General features: G+C 67.6%; 12 protein-coding genes. 3 read left to right on the top strand and 9 right to left on the bottom strand.

The features are described from left to right. Positions 1 to 24: 24 nt before the first annotated feature. Positions 25 to 1,191 (top strand): glycosyltransferase family 4 protein, encoded by a 1,167-nt coding sequence (locus V5A20_RS01265; RefSeq protein WP_332326566.1) that lies wholly within the window; start codon positions 25 to 27, stop codon positions 1,189 to 1,191. On the opposite strand, the gene V5A20_RS01260 is transcribed toward V5A20_RS01265, so the two are convergent. Together V5A20_RS01260 and V5A20_RS01255 are read right to left on the bottom strand one after the other, a co-directional pair. After that, a complete protein-coding gene (locus V5A20_RS01260; protein WP_332326565.1) occupies positions 1,175 to 6,232 on the bottom strand; it encodes a C25 family cysteine peptidase in 5,058 nt (1,685 codons plus the stop codon). The two genes, V5A20_RS01265 and V5A20_RS01260, sit on opposite strands and share 17 nt — an antisense overlap. 33 nt (positions 6,233 to 6,265) lie before the next feature. Next, positions 6,266 to 7,435: a glycosyltransferase gene (locus tag V5A20_RS01255; protein ID WP_332326564.1), complete on the bottom strand. Its 1,170-nt coding sequence runs from the start codon at positions 7,433 to 7,435 to the stop codon at positions 6,266 to 6,268. Positions 7,436 to 7,696: 261 nt separating this feature from the next. Here V5A20_RS01255 and V5A20_RS01250 point away from each other — a divergent pair, with 261 nt between their 5' ends. Together V5A20_RS01250 and V5A20_RS01245 are read left to right on the top strand one after the other, a co-directional pair. Continuing rightward, a complete protein-coding gene (locus tag V5A20_RS01250; protein WP_332314807.1) occupies positions 7,697 to 8,269 on the top strand; it encodes a hypothetical protein in 573 nt (190 codons plus the stop codon). Between the two features lie 36 nt (positions 8,270 to 8,305). Further along, positions 8,306 to 10,009: a S8 family peptidase gene (locus tag V5A20_RS01245; protein ID WP_332314806.1), complete on the top strand. Its 1,704-nt coding sequence runs from the start codon at positions 8,306 to 8,308 to the stop codon at positions 10,007 to 10,009. A gap of 361 nt (positions 10,010 to 10,370) precedes the next feature. Here the strand turns inward: V5A20_RS01245 and ftsZ are convergent, their stop codons facing one another. From ftsZ to murD, 7 genes are all read right to left on the bottom strand, one after another. Beyond that, positions 10,371 to 11,684, bottom strand: coding sequence for a cell division protein FtsZ (gene ftsZ / locus V5A20_RS01240; RefSeq protein WP_332314805.1), 1,314 nt, complete (start codon positions 11,682 to 11,684; stop codon positions 10,371 to 10,373). Between the two features lie 217 nt (positions 11,685 to 11,901). Then, a complete protein-coding gene (gene ftsA, locus V5A20_RS01235) occupies positions 11,902 to 13,161 on the bottom strand; it encodes a cell division protein FtsA (protein WP_332326563.1) in 1,260 nt (419 codons plus the stop codon). A 136-nt stretch (positions 13,162 to 13,297) separates the two neighbouring features. Then, on the bottom strand, positions 13,298 to 14,077 hold the full coding sequence (locus tag V5A20_RS01230; RefSeq protein WP_332316789.1) for a cell division protein FtsQ/DivIB: 780 nt from the start codon (positions 14,075 to 14,077) through the stop codon (positions 13,298 to 13,300). Positions 14,078 to 14,206: 129 nt separating this feature from the next. Further along, positions 14,207 to 15,628, bottom strand: coding sequence for a UDP-N-acetylmuramate--L-alanine ligase (murC, locus tag V5A20_RS01225; protein ID WP_332316788.1), 1,422 nt, complete (start codon positions 15,626 to 15,628; stop codon positions 14,207 to 14,209). Positions 15,629 to 15,703: 75 nt separating this feature from the next. After that, the gene (murG, locus tag V5A20_RS01220) at positions 15,704 to 16,816 is read right to left on the bottom strand and encodes an undecaprenyldiphospho-muramoylpentapeptide beta-N-acetylglucosaminyltransferase (RefSeq protein WP_332316787.1); all 1,113 of its coding nucleotides are present in this window, start codon (positions 16,814 to 16,816) and stop codon (positions 15,704 to 15,706) included. 61 nt (positions 16,817 to 16,877) lie between these two features. Further along, a complete protein-coding gene (locus V5A20_RS01215) occupies positions 16,878 to 18,047 on the bottom strand; it encodes an FtsW/RodA/SpoVE family cell cycle protein (RefSeq protein ID WP_332316786.1) in 1,170 nt (389 codons plus the stop codon). Positions 18,048 to 18,165: 118 nt separating this feature from the next. Further along, entirely contained in the window at positions 18,166 to 19,533 is a 1,368-nt protein-coding gene (murD, locus tag V5A20_RS01210; protein WP_332326562.1) for a UDP-N-acetylmuramoyl-L-alanine--D-glutamate ligase, read from the bottom strand. Positions 19,534 to 19,865 lie beyond the last annotated feature (332 nt).

Below are 19,865 nucleotides of genomic sequence, written 5' to 3'. Positions count from 1 at the left end.
GTTGAGTCGACGACGGCCCCTCCCATGAACCAGCGGGATGTCCGTTCTTGGTGCCGGGTCGCGCACCTCACCACGGTGCACCATCCATTCGACCCGCGCATCTTTCACAAGCAGCTCGCGTCGCTCCGGGACGCCGGCTTCGACGCCCACCTCGTGGCCCCCCATGAACGCACCGAGCGCGTCCGCGGCATTTCCATTCATGGGCTGCCGCGGCCCCAGAATCGGGCCCACCGGCTCGCCCTTCAGCCTCGGGTGTTCCGGACGGCCCGCGCGCTCAATGCCGCGCTGTATCACATCCACGACCCCGAACTGCTCCCCCTCGCCGGTCTTTTGAAAACGAGAACCGGGGCCCAGGTCGTTTACGACATGCACGAGAACTACCGGTCGAAGGGGGCGATGCTGGGCCGGTTTCTTCGAGCACTGGAGCGCTGGGCCTTCCGATGGGTCGATCACGTGCTGATCGCCGAGCAGAGTTATCGGGCGATCGTGGAGGACCACGCGGTGCCCCACACCTACATTCCCAACTACGTCCGCCCGATCGGGGAGGAGCACCCGCCTCCCCCCGTGGAAATCAGAGAGCCGCCGACGCGTCTTCTCTACACCGGCACCCTGTCCGACAGCCGCGGCCTCGGAACGATGATTGACCTAGCGGCCCGCATCCGTCGTGCAGACCGTCCAGAAACCATTACCCTCGTCGGAATCTGTCGCTACCCGACCCAGCGGGCCCGGACCGAAAAACAGATCCGACGTGGGGGGCTCGGTGCGGTCGTCGACCGTGTGGGCTGGGACGCGTACGTCCGGCCCTCGGCCATGCCGCCGCACTACCGCCGGGCCGACGTGGGACTCGCCCTCTGCGAGCCGCACCCCAACCACGTAGGTTCCATCCCCACAAAGTTCTACGAATACCTGCATTACGGCCTGCCCCTGATTTGCTCAGACATTCCGCTGTGGCGGCGGTTCGTGGAGCGGCACGGGTGCGGCGCCGTGGTGCCGCCGGGGGATCCGGCGGCGGTGCTCGACGTGCTCGACGAATGGCAAGCCCATCCAGAGCGATACCGGCGGTGCGCCGAGAACGCCCGGGAGGCGGCCTCGCAGTATCGGTGGGGGCCGATCGGCGAGCGCTTCGCACGGCTCTGCCGTCACGTGCTGCCCGACAACATGCCCGAAACGCTTACTACCGAATCACGCTGATCTTCTCGACGTCGCCCCGGAAGGTGGACTCTCTGCCCTCAATGTCGACGCGGTAGAGGTACACGCCGGTCGCCACCCGGTCCCCGTCTTCATCCCGCCCGTTCCAGCGCAGCGTGTTCCACCCCACCCGCAGCGGCTGGTCGAGGTGGCGCTCCTCCAACTGGCGCACGAGGCGGCCGGACAGGGTGTAGATGCGGAGGGTGAAGTCGCGAAGCGCCTCATTGCGTCCCCCTTCGACCCGAAAAGCAAACGTCGTGTGGGTGCTCATCGGATTCGGGTACGGGTACACGTCCCGAATCACCTGTGCCTGCTGCACCCGGAAGCTGCCCTGATACGGCTCCACGGCATTGCCGCGCGTGTCCTCGGCCTCCACTTTCAGGGTATACGTCGAGTCGCGTGCCCCAAGGTCGGGCTCAAACTGCAGTCGCAGCGGATCGGTGGTCCCCGAGTCGGGAGGGACGAGCGAGAGGGCCGGGTCCGAGAATGGAACGCGCCGAAAGTCGGTCCCGAGGCCCGGGCCCCGACTCGGAAGCCCGCCTTTCAGATACACGTCGACGTGGCTCGTGTCGTCGAGGACGAGGTACGGGTTGTCGTCCTGCACGAGCACCTCGAGGGTTGGCTGCGTCGAGACAAACGGCAGCTCGGGGGCCTGGAGGTTGGTCACGTCGTCGGAGGTGGGGGGGAGCTCGCGGCCGTTGGCCAGCACGCGCAGAGAGGGGGGCTGGTCGTCCGCCCGCACGAAGAGATTTCGGACCGCGGTGTTGTTGCTTGGGAGGCGCTCCGGCGGCCCGTCCGCAGCGGCCTCCACCCGGAGCACATTTCCGCCCGGGAACTCGGCGCTCGAGAGGGAAAGCGCGCTCGTGTCGCGGCCTCCATCCGGAGACAGCGCCGCGAGGGTATCGGCAAGCAGGGTTGTGGTCGTGTTGGAGGCGTCTTGGAGGGTCGCACGCACACGGACCGGCCGGCTCGCCACCGGGCCCAGGTTCACGACGGAGGCGGGCGCCGAGGCCTGCTCCCCCTGCCGAAGCGTATCGGAAAGCGACGCCAGCCCGGAAGGGTCCAGCACGAGCTCGGGGACGCCCGTGTGCGCCACGCTCCACCGATCGAGTTGCGGCGCGGTGCGGGCCGTCGAGTCCGTGAGGGTGGCCCGCAGATGCAGGTAGGGATGGGCCTCCGCGTCGATGGAACTGAGGGCCCGCTCGCCCGACGGCCCGGCGAGATCGTCGATGAGAACCGTCGAGTCCGCGGCGAGAACGTCGAGCGCGATCGCGTCCGACGCGTCCGGGGCCGTGCCCTCCCACCGCAGCGTCTCCCAGTCGCTGGCCGGGCCGATGCGTGACGAAATTGTGCGCCCGGTAGCGTGTGAGAACGGAGGCTCCGACACGAGGCTGACCTCATTCACGTCTCCCGCCTCCGAGGGCGGAGAGACCTGCTCTACGGTTTCGTCGGGATGCCCCTTCCGGGCTTTCAGGGCCCAAACGTGATTGTACGTGAGCGTATCGACGGCGGCCGAGCCCAGGTCCTGGAAGAGCGACGTTACCTCATCGGGAATGGTCGCCCCACCCTGGCGGGCGAGGTGCCGGGTGCGAACGAAGACGTAATCGCCCTGCTGCGGCACGGTGCTGAGGAAGTTGTCGAGGGCATCAATGGCATCCTGCCCGTCGCCAATAAATTCTCCTCGGTCCTTCAGGTACTCTTCCCACTGCGTCGGCAGGTCGTAGGTGGGAAACGACTCGCTGGCCCGCACTTCTCCTGTGAGCCCGTCCATGACGAGCACGCCAAACCCGAACTTCAGGTACTCGTAGTCGGCAGTTCCGTCGATGATGAAGCCATCCGTCCGGGATCCCTGTCCCCGCTCGGAGAAGACCAGCACGTTTCGGGTGTACGTGTCGAACGTCCAGGAGCGTCCGGCGCGGCGGAGCCGAGGACTCTCGTTTTCCGCGAAGAGCCGCCCGCGCTGGAGCCACGAGGCGTCCCCATCGCCCTCCTCTCCTTCGACAGTAAAGCGGGCCGTGCGCCAGGCTTCCGTGCCTCCGTCGGCCAGCCGGGCGCGCCAGTAGTAGGTCTGGTCCGCAGCAAGGCCGGACGGCCGCCAGGTGCCGCGCAGGCCGTCCACCTCGCGCCGCACCTCGCGGCGGGCCGGCGACGAGAAGTCAGGCACCGTGTCAAGCTGGAGGACGACCGGGATCGGCCCCGTCGCCTGGCCGGAGACGACAACCTCCAGCGACGGCTCCTCGGCGGGAATCGTCCCGTAGTCGGGCGGGGTGAGGAGCGAGACGCCCGTGTCGAACACCACCTGGGCGCGCTCGGCCGTGTTGTTCGTCTCGTTCACCTCGTCGTACGCGTCGGCAGGGTCGACGCCCGCCCGAAACGTGTTGCTTCCGATGGTCTCCTCGTCGAGAGAGAACGAGAAGGAAAGCGTGCGCTCGAGGGGAAACCGGTCGACCCGCCGTGCACGCCGGGTCGTGCGCCCGTCTGGGCGCTCCCAGGTGAGTTGGGCGGTGACGCTGTCCGACGGAATGAGGCCGCGGTTTTGGACCTGCACCGTCGTGGTCAGCGCGTCGGACGGGACCGGGGCCGTTGGCTCCGTTGCAATGAGGTCGGGCGACACGTGCAGGTCGGGCTTGGCCGGCAGGGCCACGTTCGTGGCGGGGTCCCCGATCAGGCCGTACTGCAGGAGGTGCTTTACGTAAAAGTCGCTACTGCCGAAGTCGGCGGCGATCTCCGCCTTGGCCGAGCGGATGGCCTCGCCGAGCACGCGCATCGTATCGACGAAGACGCGCTGCACGAGGGCGTCGTTGAGGCGGGCCGAGGGCACCAGGTTGCCCAGGGCCGATTCGCCAAAATGGGCGATGCCGCCGTTCAGGGCCCCGTCGCGCGGCGTGCCGTCGGGGCGTACCGAGCCCACGACGAGCTGCTCGCCCAGCGAGGGCGTGCTCTTCTCCTCAAAGCGCCCCCCGGCGAACGACCCGGTGCGACAGCCGAGGGACACGACGACGGGGAGGCGACCGGCGTTGTTAAACTCCGCAGGGGGGTCCGTCACGATCTCCCACGTCTGGGCGCCCGAGTGGCCGAAGTAGTTGAGCCATCCGGCGCCCCGCTGCAGATCGACGGCCAGGGAGTCCTGAAAGCTGGCGTCCAGGGGATCGTTGACCTTTTTGTAGTACCGAAGCGTGTCCGCCCCGGTGTGCACGGGCAACTCGGATCCGTCGATGGACGCCTCCGTGTCCGATGCGATCTTGCCCCAGCGATTGGAGTAGAACTGGAGCTGGTTCTGTTCGCTCTCGGTCGTGCCCCCCGCAAGCAAAAGCATGCGCTTCTGCCACCGCTTCAGGGGCGCCGCCTCGTAGGTCTGGAGCTTGTCGACGAAGAGCTCGCCCTGCGCCACGGACCGCACCGGAATGCGCCCCACGGCGAGGAGCTCGGACCAGTCGTCAGGCCCGTCGCTCTGCATCGCAAACCACCCGTCCGAGGGCGCGTAGCCGAACGAGGGGACGCTCCACTCCGGATACAGCGTATCAACCGAGCCGTCGCGGATGGGATACTGGGCGTCGGCAAAGATGGCGAGGTACTCGGGGGGGCTGGACCACGACTGCGTGGACTGCACAAAGCGACGGATGGCAATCGGGGTGGGCCGCCCGTAGTCAAACTCGTCGAAGACATTCTGCACGAGCGCCACCTCCACCTCGTAGCCGTCGTGCGACCGGCGGTAGTCGGCCAGCTGCTCGGCGGCGGGGAGCAGCGCCTCGGTGGTGAGGAGAAGGTAGTCGGCGCTGTGGGCGTCGGGGTCCGACCAGTTGCTGGACGCGTCCGGCTGGATCGCAGCGGGCGTCTTGTACCCGTCCGCCCCCACGGCCCAATGCGGCGCCGGCGCCGTCGACGGGGCGGCCTCCACGAACGCGGTGTCGGCCTCGATGGCAGCCTCGTACCGGCGAGCATCGGCCGGGCTGTACACGCGCACCGAGTCGCCCACGTGGTTCGTTAGGGCAAAGGTGGTGGCCTCGGTTGTGGGGACGACATGGCGCTGCGCATCGTCGTCCTGGGCCGCGAGAGTCCGCGTGTAGGCCGCCTCCGCCCAGTCGAACAGGACGTAGTTCGGCGTGCTCGACGGGTCGGAGCACTCAAGGTCGGCCGAGAACCCGTCGTTGTAGGAGGTGAGGCGCAGCTCCAGCCCCCCCTCTGGCACGCGGTCCTGCGCGACGGACGCCTCGATCGTCCGCCGGGCGAGGTTCTTCCACTCCGCGGCCGCGAGCGACTCGAAGGCCTGGGTGCCATCCGGCTGCCGGAGCTTCCCTTCCACTTCGACGCGGTGGCACGAGCTGCTCGCGGCGTCGACCCGAACCCGAAGGTCGAGCGACGCGCCCGTGTCCGCCCGGCGCCCGACCGGAAGGAGATACCGTTCAGAAATGGGCGCCGTGTCGTTGTGCCGAAACTGGCGCCAGTAGTAGCCCTCCGACTCGGTGTAGAGGGGGTTGCCGTTGCTGCTGGGACGGCCGAAGTAGTAGGTCTGGTCCTGCTCGATGCGAACCGTGTCGCGGAGCGCCCGCACCACGGACGTGGCGTCGGGGGTTCCCTGTGCGTATCGACGCCCGGCCTCCCCGCCCCAGGTCATCCAGTAGTGGGTTGTGTCGCTGTAGAGGCTGCGGTGGGTGCTGCTCTGTGCCGAAGCGTCCCCGTCGTAGGCCCAGCGCTCGTCCGTTCCCCGGTTCCGGTGCCCCACGAACGTGATCGTGTCCGACGGGTCGAGCACACCGTCCCCCGCCCCCTCGACGTGGATCGGGATCTCGTCCCCATTCTCCAAGAGACGAATGGTCTCCGGAGGAATGTCGGCCAGCGTCGTCCCCTCCGGAAGCGCCGCCGCCAGTGCCTCCGCCGAGACGCGGTACACCCCATCGGTGGTGACGCTCAGTTGGACGTGGGGCGCCCCTGGGTCGTACCACGCCGGGTCGAAGTCATTGCCCACCTGCCCCACCGCCGATGCGGGCGCCAGGAGCAGGACGCCCCACAGCACCCACGGAAAGAGGCCACGACGGTCGAGCATAGCAAACACGGAAGGGGAGCGAGACGGCCCCGATCAGATGGTGCAGGCGTGCCGATAGAGTGATTGCGTGCGCCGAACGAAAGGTTCCGGCCCGTAGCGATCCACTGCGTGCGCCCGGATGCGACCAGGAGCGTACGCGGCCCTCTGCTCCTGCATCGTGCAAAGGGCCTGGGCCAGCGCGGTCGGGGCCGCGGGCGGCACGAGCACCCCCGTTTCCTCCGTCACGATGTCCTCCGGGCCGCCACACCGGGTTGCGATGACGGGCAGCCCCGTCGCCATCGCCTCCACGAGCGCAACGCCAAACGTCTCGTGGCGACTCGAGAGGGCGAAGGCGTGGGCGTTCCAGAGCGCCTCCCGCACGCCGGCGCGACCTTGCTGCCCCCGGAAGTCCACCCGGTCCGCAACGTTGAGCCGACGCGCCTGCGCCTCCAGCGCCGCCCGCCGCGGCCCGTCGCCCACGATGCTGAGCACCGCCGCCTGGGAGGAATCGAAGGCCCGCGCAAACGCCTCGATCAGTCCACCCACGTTTTTGCGAGGGTTCAGCCCGGCCACCGTCACGAAGCGCAATGGGGGCGGCGACGGACGCCCCTCGGGGGGGCGCGTGAAAAACGAGGCCCGGACGGGGTTCGGGTGGACTGCCACGTCCTCGGAGGCAGCCCCTCTCCGGGCCCTGAGAACGTCTCTGAGGGCCGTACTGACGGCCGCGAGGCCGCTTGCATGGCGGAGTCCCCGGTCCACGAGCGGCCGGCGCCACGGCCACATCGTCCCCCGAAGGAAGCCGCTGAAATGCTCGGTCAGCACGTACGGCACGCCCAACGCGTCGCTTATCTGGGCCGCGGCCGCTCCGGCCCAGCGGGCGCTGTGGGCATGAATCACATCGGGGAGGCCGCGGCGGTCCACGTACCGTCGCGCAAGGCGCACGGCACCACGGATCCGGAGGCGAAAGCCAGGCGGGAAGCGCCACCACACATTCCACCCGTACCGGCGGAGGGTCGGGACCCCGTGGTTCGTCGTCCATTCCGTCTGGAAGTGCTTGCGCCGGAGCGCCCCCGCGGTGGCCCGGCGCAGGCTCTGCTGCTCCGGGTACACCACCCCCACCTCCATCCCGTGTGCCTGCAGGCAGCACGCCTGCTCCGCGAAGTAGATCCCCTCCAGGGGCGCCTCGGTGGTCGGATACCAGGACGGAACAACGAGAACGTGCATGGCGGCCGAGCAGCCCCTTTCAAGTCTGAGCATTCCAGTCTGAGCATGTAACCACACGGTGAAGATACACCGCGGTCTGCCCGGTGTTCGGGGCAGGGTGCCGCCGATGAACGGACGCTGCAAGGAGGAGCCCCCTCCAATCCAGAGCGGCGGGCGGGGCAAAACCGAACCTTCCCCAACGCTCGCATTTACAAAGGGGCACTGCCTCAAAAGAGGGAGGCAGTCTCTTCGCACGCTCCCTACACGCACCGGGCCCCGTCTGTGCTTCCCGAACGGATCCCAATTCCCGAGTCGCTGCACTCCATCGAGACCGGAGACCCGATCGCCACGTGTCTCGCCTGCGACCGGTCGCTGTTGGACGGCCCCACCGAGTACCTGATCGAGAAGGGCTACCGCCAATACGAGGCCTATGACGTCCGGGAAACGGTCTTCGGGCATGCCCTCTGCATGAAGTGCCACGCCACGATGCAGCAGTCCGTTTCCGCATCCTCGAAGCGCCGGTGTCAGGCCTATCTGTCCGAACACGTCGACCTCGCCGCGCGGACCGGACGTCTCCTCGACGCCGACTCGCACGATCCGGCCGACTGGACGCGTCGATGTGTGGTTCACGACACGCCCCGAGAGGAGCTCGAGGAGTACCAGGTCGTGGCCCACTGTCAGGGAGACGAACTGCTGCTCACGCACCTCCCCCTGCTGATGGGCGGTCCAGCCATCGACGCCCTCGTGCAGCGCCTCTCCAGCGAAACGATCGACGACCTCGGTGGCTTCCGCGACGAGCACACCGGCCTGCCGCCGGACCTGAAGCGCGACCTCCACGGTCCGATCGTGGCGTAGCCTTTCTGCCCCTGTCCCTCCAGGATCTCTCGCTCCATGAAGAACGCACCGCCCCTCTCCGCCCTTTTCGTGGCCCTTCTGCTGGTGAGCTGCTCCGGAAGCCGTCCGGCCACCACGCCAACCACGCCGGACACCACCACGGCCTCCGCCCCGGCCGCCTCGGACACAACCTCCGAAACAACCTCCGAGACGGCCGACGCGCCCCCGGCCCCCGAGCGCGCCCCGCAGGACTGGTACCACCTCGATCGCGTTCCGCGCAGCGGCCCCGGCCTCGACACCCGGGCGGCCTACCAGACCGTGCTTCGGGATCGGGCGCCCCGGGACACCGTGCAGGTCGCCATTATCGACTCCGGCCTCGACCTCGACCACGAAGACCTGTCGGCCGAAACCTGGACCAACGCCGACGAACGCCCCAACAACGGCGTGGACGACGACGGCAACGGCTACGTCGACGACGTGCACGGCTGGAACTTCATCGGGGGCCCCGACGGCAAAAATGTCAACCAGGACACGTACGAGCTCACCCGGATCTACGTCGACCTGCGGGAGCGCTTCGCCGATGTCGACTCGGCGGCCGTCGCCCCCGACGAGCGGGACCAATACGAGCGGTATCAGGAGATCAAGCGCACGTTTCAAGAGAAGCGCCGCGAGGCCCGCAAGCGGCTCACAGGGGTCCGGAAGGCCCAGAAGGCCGTCCAGGCGTCCGTGGACGTGCTGAAGACCCACCTCGACACCGACAGCCTCACCCCGTCGGCCGTCCGCTCGGTGTCCAGCCCCCGCCAGGACGTGCGCCGGGCCCAGCAGACCCTCCAGTATTTTTACGACCAGGACCTCGCTCCGTCCGACCTCGCAGACTACAAGGACCAGCTGGCGCGGCAGGTCGAGTACAACTACAACCCCGACTTTAACCCACGTCCCATCGTGGGCGACGACTACGCGGACAAGACCGAGCGCCGGTACGGGAACAGCGACGCGGAGGGCCCGGACCCCGGGCACGGCACACACGTGGCCGGCATCGTCGGCGCCACCCGCGCGAACACGGTCGGCATCGACGGCATTGCGCGGGGCGTCCGCCTCATGTCCGTCCGCGCAGTGCCCAATGGGGACGAGCGGGACAAAGACGTGGCCAATGCCATCCGGTACGCGGTCGACAACGGGGCCGACGTCATCAACATGAGCTTCGGCAAGGCCTACTCCCCCCACAAGGACGTGGTCGACGCCGCCGTCCAATACGCCGACTCGATGGGGGTTCTCATGGTCCACGCCGCCGGAAACGACGGGGCCAACGTGGATTCGACCAACAACTTCCCTTCGCCCTACTACGACGGCGGCGGGCGGGCCCAGCGGTGGATCGAGGTGGGGGCCTCGTCCTGGAAGGGCGGCAAAAAGCTGGCCGCTCCGTTCAGCAACTACGGGGAAGAACGCGTCGACGTCTTCGCACCGGGGCACTCCATTTACTCTACCGTCCCCGGCAACGCGTACAAGCGCAACGACGGAACGAGCATGGCGGCCCCCATGGTGAGCGGGCTGGCCGCCCTCATCATGGCCCACTATCCGTCCCTGAGTGCCACCGACGTTCGCACCATCATCCTCAACACGGCGACGCCCCATCGGGACCAGCTCGTCACGCGCCCCGGCGACTCTAAGTCCGTCCCGTTCGGCACGCTCTCCGACACCGGGGCCATCGTAAACGCCCCAGCCGCCCTCCGGCGGGCCGACGAGAGGACCGCCGCGCGGTAACCGTCTCCACCAAACACGAAAAGCCACGCGCCGGCGCAGGGCCGGGCGTGGCTCTTGCGTGCGTGGCAGAGGCCAGCCGGAAACGCCCGAGGCCTCTTGCACACAACCACAGTGCCGCAACGCTGCTCAGACGTTGCGATCAGGCGTCCGGGCAGTCGGCGGGACGAGACCCGACAGGACCTGTTCTGCCCCAAACCAGGACAGAGTCCCGCCGCTGCTCCGGTCGACCTGTGGTGGGGCTGGAGGGCCCGCTTGGTGGCGACTGAGAATCCGCGAAGGGCGGCCGACCCGGGAGCGATGCGGCTCACGGACGCCGCTGCCCCTGCCTGCCCCCTTCGAGCATCGCGTCTCGACAGTGCCGTCAGTCCATCATCTTTCGGAGGAAGGCCGGGGTGTCGGTGTCATCCTCTTCGTCGGCGCGGGAGCGCTCGTCGCGGTCCTCTCGCTCTCCCAGGTCGTCGGCCTCTAGGCGACGAATGTTGGGGGCGTCGTCGCGGTCGTCCGCGTCCGTCTCGTCGGGAGAGTCGCCCTCCGACGACTGAGAGCGAAGGGGCGCGTTGCGGCGTTCGTAGGCCGGGGTGTCGAGCTGTCGGAGGTTGGTTTCGCCTTTGTACTCCGCCGTCTCGTCGTCTTCCTCCTGGTCCTCGAGCGGCACCGTACGCCGCCCATCGCCGCCGTCGTTCTCCGGCTCGTTGTCGCGGTCGAAGCCTGTGGCAATGACGGTCACCCGAAGCTTGTCCTCGATGTCCTCCTCGATGACGGTGCCAAAGATGACCTCCACGTCCTCGCCGGCCTCCTTCTGAATGACGCTCGTGGCCTGGGTGGCCTCGCGAATCCCGAGCGACGGGCCGCTGGTGATGTTGACCAGCACGTTGGTGGCCCCCGCAATGGAGAGGCCGTCGAGCAACGGGCTGCTGATGGCCTGCACCGCGGCTTTCTCCGAGCGGTTTTCGCCGGTGGCCGTGGCCGAGCCCATGAGGGCCGTCCCGCCATCCTTCATGGTCGTCTGCACGTCGGCAAAGTCGAGGTTGATCAGGCCGTGGACCGTGATCAGGTCGCTGATGCCGCGGGTGGCGTTGTAGAGCACCTCGTCGGCCTTTTCGAACGCCTCGATGAGGCTCGTGTCCGGGTCGGCAATGTCGAGCAGCCGCTCGTTGGGGATGACGATAAGCGTGTCGACGTTCTCGCGCAGCAGCTCGATTCCTTCGAGCGCCGTGTTCATGCGCCGCGACCCTTCACAGTCGAAGGGCTTGGTGACGATGGCGACGGTCAGGATGTCGAGGCTGCGGGCGATGGCCGCCACCACGGGCGCGCCGCCAGTGCCCGTGCCCCCTCCCATCCCGGCCGTGATAAAGGCCATGTCGTAGCCCTCGAGGGCCTGCCTGACTTCCTTGCTGTTCTCCTCGATGGCCTCGGCCCCAATGCTGGGCCGCGCCCCCGCCCCCAGGCCGCTTGTCAGGTCCTGGCCCGCCTGAATCTTTTGGGGCGCGCGGTTCTCGCTGAGCGCCTGGGCGTCGGTGTTGACGGCGATAAATTCGACGCTGCCGTGGATGCCTTTCTGCACCATATTGTTGATGGCATTGCCGCCTCCGCCGCCGACGCCGATGACGCAGATCTTGGCTTCCTCATTTGCAGCGTCGTCGAACGAAAATTTTGAGCTAAAATCTTGGTCCATGGTCCCTCCAGTGGGTCTGTGGTATTGAGAGTGTGAGAGCGCAGCCCGGCGGGCCTGAAGTGAGCGGCTTCAAGCCGTTGAGTGCCGGGCCATCGGTGTGAAATGGTCGGTGTTGAAGTTGAAGCTTGAAAAGTTGAAGGGTTGAACGTTGGCAAACTGGGCGTAGACCGGCAGAACGAGTGAACGTTCAACCTTTCCCCTGGCAGCGTTCAACCACTTACAGTTCGTCGAACCAGGCTTTCATGCGGTTGGCGATGCGGGCCATGAGCGTCTCTCCGGGGGCCTGGCCGTTCTGGTGGGCCCGCACCTCCTCCGAGAGCGTGGTGCCGCCGATAATGTCGGGGCGCATGCCGTAGAGCACGAGGCCCACGCCGGTCGAGAACTTTGGGTCGCTGACCTCTTCCACGAGCCCGCCACTCAGGCCCATGGGGCGCCCCACCCGGGCCTCCATGCCGAGCACCTCGGCGGCCAGCTCGTCGGTATGGGGGACGAGGGAGCCGCCGCCGGTGAGCACACAGCCCACGCCCAGGTGTCGGCCGTAGCCGCTGCGCTTGATCTCCATCGCGGCGATCTCCAACACCTCCTCCATGCGGGGCTGGATGATCTGTGCCAGGGCGTCGCGCCCGATCGTCTTTTCGTCCCGCCCGCCGATGCCCGGAATCTCGATCTTCTCGTCCGCGTCGGCCTCGTCGGCCAGGGCCACGCCGAACTGGCGCTTCAGCTGCTCCGCCTGGTCGCGCATGACGCCGAGGCCCTTGCGGATGTCGTCGGTCACCTTGTCGCCGGCCACAGCGATGACGGCCGTGTGGCGAATGGTGTGGTCCTCGAAGACGGCAATGTCGGTGGTGCCTCCCCCGATGTCGATGAGGGCCACACCCACCTCCTTCTCGTCCTCGTGCAGCACGCTGAAGGAGGAGGCGAGCGGCTCCAGCACCAGGTCGGACACCTGGAAGCCGGCCTTCTCGATGCAGCGATAGATGTTTTTGGCGGCGGAGACGAGGCCGGTGATGATGTGGACGTCCGCCTCCAGGCGCACCCCGCTCATGCCCACCGGGTCGGCCACGCCGTCCTGCCCATCCACGATGAACTCCTGCGGGATGACGTGCAGGATCTCACGGTCGGCGGGCAGGGCGACGTGCGTCGTGTCCTCTAGGAGGCGCTGCACGTCGTTTTGAGTAATCTCGTTGGCGTTGATCGTGACGACCCCGCGCGTCTGGAAGCTCTGCACGTGGTCGCCCGCAATGCCCACGACTACGCTCTGCACCTCCACGCCGGCGGCCCGCTCGGCCTCCTCCACCGCCTCCCGGACGGCCGCCACGGTGCGGTCGATGTTGACGACAACCCCGCGGTTGAGGCCGTCGGAGGGGGCCATGCCCACCCCAAGAATGTTCACGCGGTCGAGCTCGTCCTTGCCGGCGACGACCGCGCACACCTTGGTCGTGCCGATGTCGACTCCTACGACGATGTCTTCATTCATGGCAATTTGGGGGTCAATGTCAGGCTGAATCGTAAGTCGGGACGCGTGATTGCGCGCGCCGTCTCACGACTCGCGCGTCACGCCTCACCCATCACTGAGCAAAGGGCAGCGCATTATGCGAGATGGATCGTGCTCATTATCCGTCGAGCGGTTGTGTTCGGGTGACCACCTGTCCGTCGAAGCGGAGGTCAATGTATGCGATCGGCTCGTCGGACGCGGTCGCGAGCACCTGCCGGGCAAAGGCGCGGAGCGTGCGCAGTTTCTGGGACACGTCGCCACGCCCAAGGCGCACCGGCAGGGCCCCGTGCGGGCCGATCGGGGTTGTCATGAACCGGATGGTGTCGTCGGGCCCCACTTCAATCTCGGCAACGAGGTCGGTCACGTCCGCCTTGGGGAGGGCCCTCAGCACCCGGCGCAGCGACGACGGGGCCTGTATCGTGTCGGGGTGCGTCCAGGGCGCCTCGGCCTCGAGGCCTCGCACCAGCGGCACGTCGTACCCGGCGCTGTCGGGGAGCGGCATCGCGTGGCCGCCCCGGTCGAGGTAGTAGGCCGGACGGCCCTGCGCATCCACCGCCAGGGCTGCGGGGGTGCGCTCCGTCACCGTAAGTGCGAGGACGCCGTTCATCCACTGCGGCTCGACGGTCGCTCCCTTCACCCACGGATGGCGAGCCACGCGGTCGGCTACGAGCGACGGCTCCACCGCCATCATCGCCGTGCCGCGGTCCACCCGGGCGAGGCGACGCACCGTGTCGGCCGGGGCATGCTGCGTGCCGGCAACGGCCACACGGTCGACCGTCGCGTTCGCCCGCCACTGCCACCCCAGCAGGCCCAGCGCGACAACCCCCGCGAGGAGGAGCCCCACGCCTCCAAGGCGAAGGGCCCGGCGTCCGAATGTGTTTGCCGACTCAGAAGTCATGAGTGGAGCGTCAAAGTATGTAGGCTCTCGTCAAGCGTGGCTCATATTTCGTATTGCGTATTTCATATTGCGTATTTCGTATTGCGTGTGTCGCTGTAGATAGACGCCTTACGCACTACGCAACACGCACTACTCGGTAATTTCCGCCTCCTTCTCATTGAGCAAATCCACGAACGCCTCGCTGGCCCGCCAGATGTCTCCCGCCCCCAGCATCAGGACGACGTCGCCCGGCTCCACAAGCTCTTGAAGACGACCCGGCAGGTCCGTCGTGTCCGGCACGTAGTGAACGGCGCGGTGGCCAAACTGCTCGGCCCGCTCGGCCAGGCGCCCGCCGCTCACCCCCTCAATCGGGGCCTCGCGTGCCCCGTACACGTCGGTCAACACGAGCACGTCGGCATTGAAGAACGAGCGCGCAAATGCGTCCATGAAATTCTGCGTGCGGGAGTACATGTGCGGCTGGAAGACCGCGACCACACGACGGTCGGGAAAGCCCTGATGCGCGGCGTCGAGGGTCGCCTCAATCTCCGTCGGGTGGTGGGCGTAGTCATCGAGGACCGTGATGCCGCCCACCTCCCCCTTCTTCTCGAACCGGCGGCGAACGCCCGTGAACATGCCGAGCCCGTCCCGCACCTTCTCAAACGAGATCTCAAGCTCCTGCCCCACTGCCACGGCGGCGAGCGCGTTGCGCACGTTGTGCAGGCCGGGCACGTGCAGCTCGAGGGTGCCGAGGCGCTCGCCCCGCACCACCACGTCGAACCGCGTCGTCATCTCGTCCCGCCGGATGTTTTCGGCCCGCACCTCGGCCTGGCGGGTGGTGCCGTAGGTGACGATGCGGCGCTCCACGTCGCCCACGATGGCCTGCACGTTCGGGTCGTCGAGGCAGAGGATGGCCGCCCCGAAGAACGGCACGCTGTTGGCGTACTGCGTGAAGGCCGCCTTGATGTCGTCCAGGTCCTCGTACACGTCGAGGTGGTCCTCCTCGATGCTCGTGATGACGGCCAGCGACGGCGTGAGGCGCAGGAACGTGCGGTCGTACTCGTCGGCCTCGATCACGAGGACGTCGCCCTCCCCCGTGATGGCGTTGGACCCAAACGCCGTCACCTTCCCCCCCACGATCACGGTCGGATCGAAACCGCCCTCGGCCACGACGAGCCCTGCCATCGAGGTCGTGGTCGTCTTGCCGTGCGTCCCGGCCACGCCAACCCCAAACTTCATCCGGATGAGTTCGCCCAGCATCTCGGCCCGGGGGATGAGGGAAATGCGGCGGCGCTCGGCCTCGCGGGTCTCCGGATTCTCCTCGGGATCGACGGCGCTGGAGTACACCACCACGTCGGCCTCGCCCACCTGCTCGGCGGCATGCCCCTCATAGACGGTAGCCCCGTCCGCCTCGAGGCGCTCGGTCACGTCGCTCCGCTCCAGGTCCGAGCCCGTCACGGTGTAGCCGCGGTTGAGGAGCACCTCGGCGATGGAGCTCATGCCGATGCCGCCGATGCCCACCATGTGGACCTGGCGGATGCGGCCCAAAGCCGGTTGTGTGCGGAGTTCAGCCATCGAAGTCAATTCGTTCGGGTTGAGGGTCCTCGCCGGAGTGTCCGGAGCGGATCGTCAGGGATTGAGGGTCGGCAGTCAGTTCGTACGGTATTGGTCGGCAAGGGCGAGGACGTCGCGGGCAATGGTCTCCGCGGCGTCGGGGCGGGCCCGGTCGCGGGCGGCCTCGGCCATCTGCGCCCGCCGCTCGGGGTCGTCGAGCAGGTCGAGGAGCACCGCCTCCAGCCGGGCGTCGAGGTCCGCCTCCTCCAGCCGGACGGCGGCGCCGGCCTGTTCCATGCTCCGCGCGTTCTTGGTTTGATGGTCGGCCGTGACGTTGGGGGAGGGCACGAGCACGGCGGGCGTGCCGGTCACCATTAGCTCGCTGCAGGTAAGGGCCCCGGCCCGGCACACCACGAGGTCGGCCGCGGCGTAGGCGTGCTCCATCCGATCGATGTATTCCAGAATGTGAAGCTGCGGGTGCTCGTCCACCGCCTCGGCAATGTCGTCGTAGTACCGTTTTCCCGTCTGCCACACCACGTGTACGTCGTCTTCGGACAGTAGGGCGCCCAGGGTACGCCGCACCGCCCCGTTGATCGCCGCGCTGCCCAGCGACCCCCCCATTGCCAGCACCACGCGCCCATCCTCCGGAAGGTTGAAGGCGGCCCGGGCCGTGGCGGGATCTGCGTCTCGAAGTGCCTGGCGCGTGGGATTCCCGCTCACCACCGCGCGGTCGGCGGGCACCCAGTCCTCCGCCTCGGGGAAGGCGAGGTGGATGCGCGCAGCGAGGCGCGCGAGCACCCGGTTGGTGAGGCCCGCGTAGGCGTTCTGCTCCTGTACCAGCAGGGGCCGTCCGCGCAGCCACGCTGCCATCAGCACCGGGGCGGCCACGTACCCGCCCGTGCCCACCGCCACGTCCGGCTCGATGGCCCCCACCAGGCGCCAGCTCTGCATCAGGCCCTGCGCCACGCGGATTGGGAGCAGGAGGTTCGACGCCGTGGCGCGACGCTGGAGGCCCTGCGCCGTGATGGGGTGGAGGGCGTAGCCCGCGTCCGGCACCGCCCGCGCCTCCAGCCGGTCCTGCGTGCCCGCAAACACGACCCGGGCGTCCGGACGGAGGGCCTGCACCGCGTCGGCAATGGCGATGGCCGGGTACACGTGTCCCCCGGTGCCCCCTCCAACCATCAGTATGTGCGGAGCGCGCGTGCTCATGAGAATCTCGAAATCGTCGTCGATGGGCCCGAAGGCCCGAAGAATATTGAACCGGAGCCCCTCACCCCCGCTCGGCGGACCGCGGTCCCGCGTGGCGGGAGATATTCAACAGGACTCCAACCATGATGCCGTTGGCCAACAGGGACGTGCCGCCGTACGAAACGAACGGCATCGGAAGCCCGGTCACGGGCAACAGCCCGCTCGCCACCCCCGCGTGCACGAACCCGTACGTCACGATTAGCGTGGTGACCCCGACCGCCAGGATGAGGCCAAGGGGATCGGGGGCGTCCCGCGCAATGCGGAGGTATCCCCGAAAAAGCAACACGAAGAATCCGGCCAGCAGGGCCAGGGCCCCGAGGACCCCGTATTCCTCGGCGATGATGGCGAAAATAAAGTCGTTGTAGGGCTCCGGGAGAAAGTCGCGTTGGACGCTCTTCCCCGGCCCCACGCCGGTCAACCCTCCCGCCGCAAACGCCATCCGGGCCTGCCGCGACTGATACTGCTCCCCCCTCGCGTCCATGACCTGTTCCATGTCGGTGTTCGGAAACACATTCATGCCGAGGTACGCCTCCACGCGGGCGGCGCGGTCGGGCGACGTCGACAGGACGCCAAACGCCATCACACCGCCCAGCACGACGAGCCCCCCGATCTGGAGGAGGCTCACGCGCCCCACGAAGCTCATCAGCAGCACGCCGAGCAGCAGCACGAGGGCCGTTGACAGATCGTCGAGCCCAATGAGCCCCACCGCGAGCCCCACCCACACCAGCACCGGCAGAAACGTGCGGCTGAAGCTCTTCACGTAGTCCTGCTTCTGCACGAGCAGGACCGCCACGTAGAAGATCAGCGCCACCCGCGCAAGCTCCGACGGCTGAAACCCGATCCCCGCAATTTGCAGCCAGCGGTCGGCCCCCTCGGAGAAGAAGCCGACGCCCTTCACGGCGACTAGCAGGACCAGGGCGCCCACGAGCGCGACACGGCTGTAGCGGGCCAGCGTGCGATAATCAATCAGGCTCACCACCCCCATCGCCCCGAGGGCAATGCCCACGCGGACAAGGTGACGCAGCAGGAAGTGCACCGGCTCGGTTCCGACCCGCACCTCTGCCAGGTACGTGACGGCGCTGTACACCGCCACGACCCCCACCGCCGACAGCGCCAACACGATCCACACCACGTACTTGTCCGCTGGGGGGCGGTCGGTGACCTTATGTTGGAGGGTCTGAATGAAGCTCATCGAGTGTCCATGCTACGTCAGAAGTCTCAAATCTTCGGCCTAGTACGTAGTGCGTAGTACGTATTGCGTAAATGGTCCATCTCTCCGACGGCGTACGCAATACGCAACACGCAATACGCTATAGAAGCGTCTCCACGAGGCGGCGAAAGGTGTCGCCCCGTTCCTCGTAGTCCTCATACATGTCGAAGGAGGAGCACGCCGGGCTCAGCAACACCACGTCGCCCGGCCGGGCCGCGCGCTGGGCCTGCCTCACGGCCGCCTCCATGGTGTCGGCCCGGCGGTGCGCGCTCGCCTCGGCCCCGAGCTCCCGCACCACCGTCTCGGCACTCTCCCCGAGCGCCACCACCGCCCGCACCCGGTCGCGGACGAGCGGCTTGAGGTCCGTGTAGTCGTTGCCCTTGTCCCGCCCGCCGGCAATCAGCACAATGGGCCGGTCAAAGCTCTCCAGGGCATACCAGACGGCGTTCACGTTGGTGGCCTTCGAGTCGTTGACGTACAGCACGTCGTCGACCGTGCGCACCGCCTCCAGCCGGTGCGGCACGCCCTCGAAGCCGGACAGGCTCTCGCGGATGACGTCGTTCTCGACCTCCATCACACGGGCGGAGACCGCGGCCGCGAGCGAGTTGTACACGTTGTGCTGACCTCGAAGGGCGAGCTCGTCCTGAGCCATAAGCGGTTCCTCCTCGTCATCCGTTCGAAGCACAATTCGATTGTCCTGCAGCCCGGCCCCGGCCGCCGGCACCCCGTCCGTCGTAATCGCCAGCGGGCGAACGTCCTGTTCGGCCGCCGCCTGCTTCGCGCCGCCCCGCACGTCGTGGTCGTCGCGGTTGTAGATCATCGCATCCCCCTCCTCCTGGTTGCGGAAAATGTTGAACTTGGCCCGGGCGTAGGCCTCAAAGTTGTGGTCGTAGCGCCCCAGGTGATCCGGGGTAATGTTGAGCAGCACGCTCACGCGCGGATGAAACGTGTCGACGTGGTCGAGCTGAAAGCTGGACACTTCCAGCACCACCACGTCCTCCGGCTCGGCGTCGAGCACGCAGTCGGAAAACGGATGCCCGATGTTGCCGGCCACAATGGCCTCGCGGCCCGGATCGTCCGCGAAGGCCGTCCGGAAGACGTGCCCCGCGAGGCTCGTCGTGGTCGTCTTTCCGTTGGTGCCGGTGATCGCCACGATGGGGGCGTCGCAGAACCAGGACGCCGCCTCGATTTCGGAGTACACGTCGAGCCCGGCCCGCAGCGCCTGCTGTACAATGCTTGACTGCGTGGGCACCCCCGGACTGAGCGCGAGGAAGTCGGCGTCGAGGGCCGCTGCCGTGTGCCCCCCGGACTCGTAGTCCACCCCGGCCGCGTCGAGGGCCGCCGCGGTGCCGTCCGGCAGGTCGCCCTGCTCGGTCAGGAACACCTCACCCCCCGCCTCGGCCAGCAGCCGGGCCACGGCGCGCCCACTCCGGGCGCCGCCCACCACGGTGGCTCGTTTTGTGTGCACATCCTCTGGGGTCATGAACAGGCCCGAACGTTTTTTTGCGGGGGCGAATTTCTCATTGCTGCTCCCTCTACGGAGCATGATGCGTGTGGAGTGATGCGTGAGGACGTCTGTCGACCATCGATTACGGTTCACGCATTCACGGTTCGCGCATTACGAGTCACAGTCTGTAAAGAGTCAGCGATTCAACAGTCCACCAGCCGGGTTTGAGGACCGAGGTCCCCTCATCCAGAATCAGCGGATGCGGAGGACGAGCAGGGCAGCAATCACGGTGATGGCCGTCACAATCCAAAAGCGCGTTACGATTTTCGCCTCGTGGAGGCCGAGGGCCTCGT

Origin of the sequence: Salinibacter sp., from assembly GCF_036626415.1 — a bacterium.
In the GTDB taxonomy this organism is placed as follows: domain Bacteria; phylum Bacteroidota; class Rhodothermia; order Rhodothermales; family Salinibacteraceae; genus Salinibacter.
This window is presented reverse-complemented; position numbering and strand designations above follow the sequence as displayed.